The organism is Nocardia higoensis NBRC 100133 (assembly GCF_000308595.1).
Classification (GTDB): domain Bacteria; phylum Actinomycetota; class Actinomycetes; order Mycobacteriales; family Mycobacteriaceae; genus Nocardia; species Nocardia higoensis.
Genome location: NZ_BAGA01000003.1, coordinates 1 through 5,040, shown reverse-complemented (window position 1 = coordinate 5,040; position 5,040 = coordinate 1). Strand labels below are relative to the sequence as shown.

Here is a 5,040-nt window from a genome sequence, read left to right as displayed (position 1 = left end):
AACAGCCCACGCCACAGCCGGGCCGCACCCGAACAGCCCACGCCAACTCGAACGGCCTCGCCCACAGCCGAGCCGCGCCCGACGGCGTGCGCCACTGCCGACCCGCGCCACTGCCGACCCGCGCCCGAACGACATGCCCACAGCCGGGCCGCGACGGAACGAATTGCGCCACTACCGGCCCGCGCCGTCGGCAGAACGGACCCGGCATACGCACACCGCATCGAGTCGCCCGCCGTGTCGGTCACCGCACCCGGCACACGCCCCGGTCCGGCGCCACTTCGGCCGCGATCGTCGTGTCCACGCCGCACGCGGCACGCGTGCGTCCTGGCGGCCCCACGCCCTTTGGGCCCGACGCCGCTCGAACCCGATGCCCTGGCCCGGCGCCGCATGGGCCCGATGCCGACGAACTCGATGCCGCCTAGATTCGACGGCATGTCAGCCGACTCGGATGCGCGCCGCCACCGGACCGCCCCCATCGCGTCCGACGCCTCCGTGCATCTGTCCGCCGGGCCGGATGCGCACACAGCCCGACCCAACGGCTCGCCCCCAGCCATAGCCGGACCGGCTTCCTCGGCGCCCGCGGAGTCCGGACCGACCTCGCCTTTGTTCTCGACCGAAGGCCGCCCCGCCGAATCATCCCCACCCGGATCGGCCCTCGCTTCCCCGGCACCCACAGAGGCCGGGCCGACCGCGCCCCGCTCGACCTCAGCCCACCCCGCCAATCCGTCTGCAACCGATAACGAACCCGCCTCCCCAGCACCCGCGGAGCCCGGGCCGACCGCAAGCCGACCCGCCGACCCGTCCCCAACCGAAACCGAACTCAGCGCCGCGGAGCCCGCAGAGGCCGGATCAACGGCGCCCACCTCGGCGACCAGCAGCTCAACCGCCGCCGAATCGGCGACAACCGGATCGGCGGCAACCGGATCGGCGGCAACCGGATCGGTGACAAGCGGATCGGTGACAAGCGGATCGACAGCTCCCGGATCGGCGGCAACCGAATCCGAGATGCCCCGATCGGGGATCTCCGGATCGGCAGGAAGCGACCCGGCGGCGAGCGGATCGGCCGGCGATACAGGCGAGGGATCCCGTATCCGCCGGCTGGTGAAGACGGCGCTCACCGCGCCGCGGGAGGCGACTCCCGAACTCACCGCGAGCGAGCGCCGAGGCATCCGGCTCGAGATCGCGGTGGTGCTGGTCGTCACTTTCGGGCTGCAAGGGGTGAATGCGGCGCTGTCGCTGATCAGCAGCGCGATGTCGCCGGAGGGCGTGCGGGGCCGGACTGTCGCGCTCAATGCCTCGCGTGCCGAGCACTCGTTGATCGATCTGCTGTTCCAGCTGGTCGGGGTGGCGAAGCTCGCGGGCTGGGCGGCGCTGGGGCTCTACCTGTTGTGGCGCAGCGGGATCGGGCCGCGGCTGATCGGGCTCGGCAGGCCGCGGGCGCGCACGGATCTGCCGCCCGGCCTGGCGCTGGCGGCGGTCATCGGCCTGCCGGGGCTCGGGCTGTATCTGATCGCGCACGCGCTGGGTGTCAGCGTGACGATCGTGCCGAGCGCGATCGACGACCACTGGTGGCGGTTACCGGTGCTCGTCCTCTCGGCCTGCGCGAACTCGGTGGCCGAGGAAGTGCTGGTGGTCGGCTACCTGCTGACCCGGCTGCGCACGCTGGGTTGGTCACCGAATTCGGCGCTGCTGACTTCGGCGTTGCTGCGCGGCAGCTATCACCTCTATCAAGGCATCGGCGGCGGGCTCGGCAATGTGGTGATGGGCCTGATCTTCGGGCGGTACTGGCAGCGCACGAACAAGCTCTGGCCGCTGGTGATCGCGCACGCGGTCATCGACGCGGTGGCCTATCTCGGCTATGTCGCCTTGCGCGGACGGGTCGGCTGGTTGCCCTGATGCGCTGCGAACCGCTCGTGCCAGGCGATAGCCGGGCTCCGAGCACCCGCGAAATGCCGCGCGATCTCGCCCACGACATGCCGATTCTCGTAACGCGAGATGCCCGTCACCGCGATCCGGTGTAGACCCCTTTTCAGCCCCAGAACAGTAGAGTTGACACTGATGAACGGCGACGACCCCCGCATTGCGCGGACACGCCGGGTGCCGCCGCCGCAGGCAGGTCCCGGTATGTCCGCTACCCCGCCACCCCGCCGCGACCCGCGCGGTGTCGACCCGCGCGGCGGCGATCGCTACGGCGCCGGGCCCTCCCCCGCCGATCCGCGCGGTCCGGGGGGACCGTACGGCGGCGGCGTACCACCGGGACGACAGCACGATGCGCGCCCCGGTGATCCGCGCAATCCTGGTGTCCGCAGGCCGCACGGCCCGGGCTATCCGCCCCAGGGCGCGCCCCAGCAGCGCGCGGTCGAACCCACGAAGGTCCTGCGCCGCGATCAGCACCCCGGTGCCGGGCCGCTGGCCTACTCGCAGGCCGGGGAGGAGCCGCCGACGCTCGACCGCGGTCCCCGGTACGCGCCCACTCAGCAACCCGAGCCGTTCGCCGAACATCGCCCCGACCAGCGGGCGCGCGGATCACGTCGCGCCACACCACCGCCACCGCCCGCGGCGCCTCCGCGTCGCAGCGATCCGGTGCCCGGCCCGGCCCGGCGCCGGCGCAAACGTCATCCGTTCCGCTGGTTCCTGGTGTTCCTGCTGGTCCTGCTGATCGGTTCGGTCGCGGGCGTGGTCCATCTGGACGGCAAGCTCACCAGGATCGACGCGCTGGCCGGCTATCCGGACCGGGTGGGCGATACGCCGGGCACCAACTGGCTGCTGGTCGGCTCGGACGGCCGTTCCGGGCTGACCGCCGAACAGGAACAGGAACTCGCCACCGGCGGCGAGGTCGGGCCCGAACGCACCGACACGATCATGCTCGTGCACATCCCGAAGTCGGGCGCGACCACGCTGGTCAGCCTGCCGCGCGATTCCTACGTCAGCATTCCCGGCTACGGCCGCGACAAGCTGAACGCCTCGTTCGCCCTGGGCGGCCCGCAACTGCTGGTACAGACCGTGGAGATCGCCACCGGCCTGCGCATCGACAACTACGCCCAGATCGGCTTCGCCGGTTTCGCCGACGTGGTCGACGCGCTCGACGGGATCGACATCTGCCTGCCGCAGGCGATCGACGATCCACTGGCCGGCATCAACCTGCCCGCGGGCTGTCAGCATCTCAGCGGCCCCGAGGCCCTCGGCTTCGTGCGCACCCGTGCCACCGCCCTCGCCGACATCGACCGGATGAACAACCAGCGGCTGTTCCTGTCCGCGCTGTTGCAGAAGGCGACCAGCACCGCGACCCTGGCCAATCCGTTCCGGCTGTGGCCGCTGGCCTCGGGAACGGCGAAATCGCTGAAGGTCGACGAGGGCGATCACCTCTGGGATCTGGGCAAGCTCGGCTGGGCGATGCGCGGCGACACCATCGCGACCACCGTGCCGGTCGGCGGGTTCGACGACGTGTCCGGCAGCGGCAACGTGCTGCTCTGGGACACCGACAAGGCGATCCCGTTCTTCGAGGCGCTGGCCGACGACAAGCCGATTCCGGAGGCGCTGCTGACGCGGTAGCGTTCAGCTATGACCGACAGCACACTCACCGAGGTGTTCCCGGTGTCGCTGCGCGAACAACTCCGGCGCGGGTTCACCATCGCCCAGCAGTATCTCGCGAGCGCGGTCTGGTTCGACTCGCTGCGATTACCCCGCCTGGCCGCGCAGTGCTATCGACGGCACACACGGCACCGGGAGAACGCGCTGCGCATCGTGCAACACCTGCTCGACCGCGATCTCGAGGTCAGGATCGGCGGTGTCGACGAACCGCGCTCGGAATTCGAGTCCCCGCGTGCGGCGGTCGAGACGCTGCTCACCGCCGAGCGCGTCTTCACCGACGCCTCGACCGTGCTGGTCGACACCGCCCGCTCACAGGGGGACTACCTCGGCGAACAGTTCGCCGCGTGGTTCCTCGAGGAGCAGCAGGAAAATGTCGCCGCGATGACGACGCTGCTCGATGTGTTCGACCGCGAGAGCGGCACGTTGTTCGACATCGAGGAGTTCGTCCGGCGCGACATGCCGGGCCCGGGAATTGCCGATCCGGCGGCACCGAAAATGGCCGGGGACTTACCGGAATTTAGGTAAGACTAGCCTGAAGACAATTACAAACAATGACGCAGCGCGCAGCCGGGTTTAGGCAACACTAACCTCAATAAGGGTGCACTTGGATGACAAGCGCTCTGACCAGCACTAATGTCTGGAATATGTCCAGTCATTCGGAGAGCCCGCACAGCAAATTCCACAGCCTGCTGCACGATCAGATCCGCCATGAATTCAATGCCGAACACCAGTACATCGCCATCGCGGTGTGGTTCGACAATGCCGACCTTCCGCAGCTGGCGAAACGCTTCTACCGACAGTCGGTCGAAGAGCGCAATCACGCCATGATGATCGTGCGCTACTTCCTCGACCGCGACATCCAGGTCGAGATGTCGGGAATCGACTCGGCGAAGTCGCATTTCGAGACGGCGCGCGAGCCGATCGCCCTGGCCCTCGCCCAGGAGCGCACCGTCACCGAGCAGATCGTCCGGCTCGCGAGCACGGCCCGCGAGGAAGGCGACTACCTCGGCGAACAATTCATGCAGTGGTTCCTCAAGGAGCAGGTCGAAGAAGTCGCCGCCATGACCACATTGCTCAATATCGCCGATCGCGCCGGGTCGAACCTGTTCGATCTGGAGGACTTCGTGGCCAGGGAGATGAGCGGCGTTTCCGACACATCGGGCGCCCCCGCCGCCGCCGGCGGATCGGTGGGCTGACCCCTCCGCAATATGATTGCCGCTACTTCGCGGCAATCACGGTGACTCTGGCAGGACCTCGGACAACGAACAGGCCCGGCTCGTGGTGGCGAGCCGGGCCTGTTCGCATTCGACGATCCGAATGTCACTCGGCGCTCAGCGAGCTGAGCAGGCCGAGAAGGATCCCGAGAATGGCGTCCATGATGGTCCCTACTTTCCTCATCATTCCGGTCCAGAGGTTCCTGTTCCGGCGTCTCCTCGCGGCGACGAGACG

Annotated in this window: 4 protein-coding genes; all 4 read left to right on the top strand. The window is 69.0% G+C overall.

All coding sequences use genetic code 11. From position 1 onward, the window contains the following. Positions 1–1,101 precede the first annotated feature (1,101 nt). The 4 genes from ON26_RS00230 to ON26_RS00215 all read left to right on the top strand — a co-directional run bounded on the left by ON26_RS00230 (position 1,102) and on the right by ON26_RS00215 (position 4,787). The gene (locus ON26_RS00230) at positions 1,102–1,896 is read left to right on the top strand and encodes a CPBP family intramembrane glutamic endopeptidase (RefSeq protein WP_245545666.1); all 795 of its coding nucleotides are present in this window, start codon (positions 1,102–1,104) and stop codon (positions 1,894–1,896) included. A gap of 228 nt (positions 1,897–2,124) precedes the next feature. Next, positions 2,125–3,552 (top strand): LCP family protein, encoded by a 1,428-nt coding sequence (locus ON26_RS00225; protein ID WP_245545665.1) that lies wholly within the window; start codon positions 2,125–2,127, stop codon positions 3,550–3,552. Positions 3,553–3,561: 9 nt separating this feature from the next. Next, positions 3,562–4,116, top strand: coding sequence for a ferritin (locus tag ON26_RS00220; RefSeq protein ID WP_051026440.1), 555 nt, complete (start codon positions 3,562–3,564; stop codon positions 4,114–4,116). Positions 4,117–4,235: 119 nt separating this feature from the next. Then, positions 4,236–4,787 carry a ferritin gene (locus ON26_RS00215; RefSeq protein WP_040793870.1) on the top strand — a complete coding sequence of 184 codons (552 nt, stop codon included), beginning with the start codon at positions 4,236–4,238 and terminating at the stop codon, positions 4,785–4,787. The last annotated feature ends 253 nt before the right edge of the window (positions 4,788–5,040 follow it).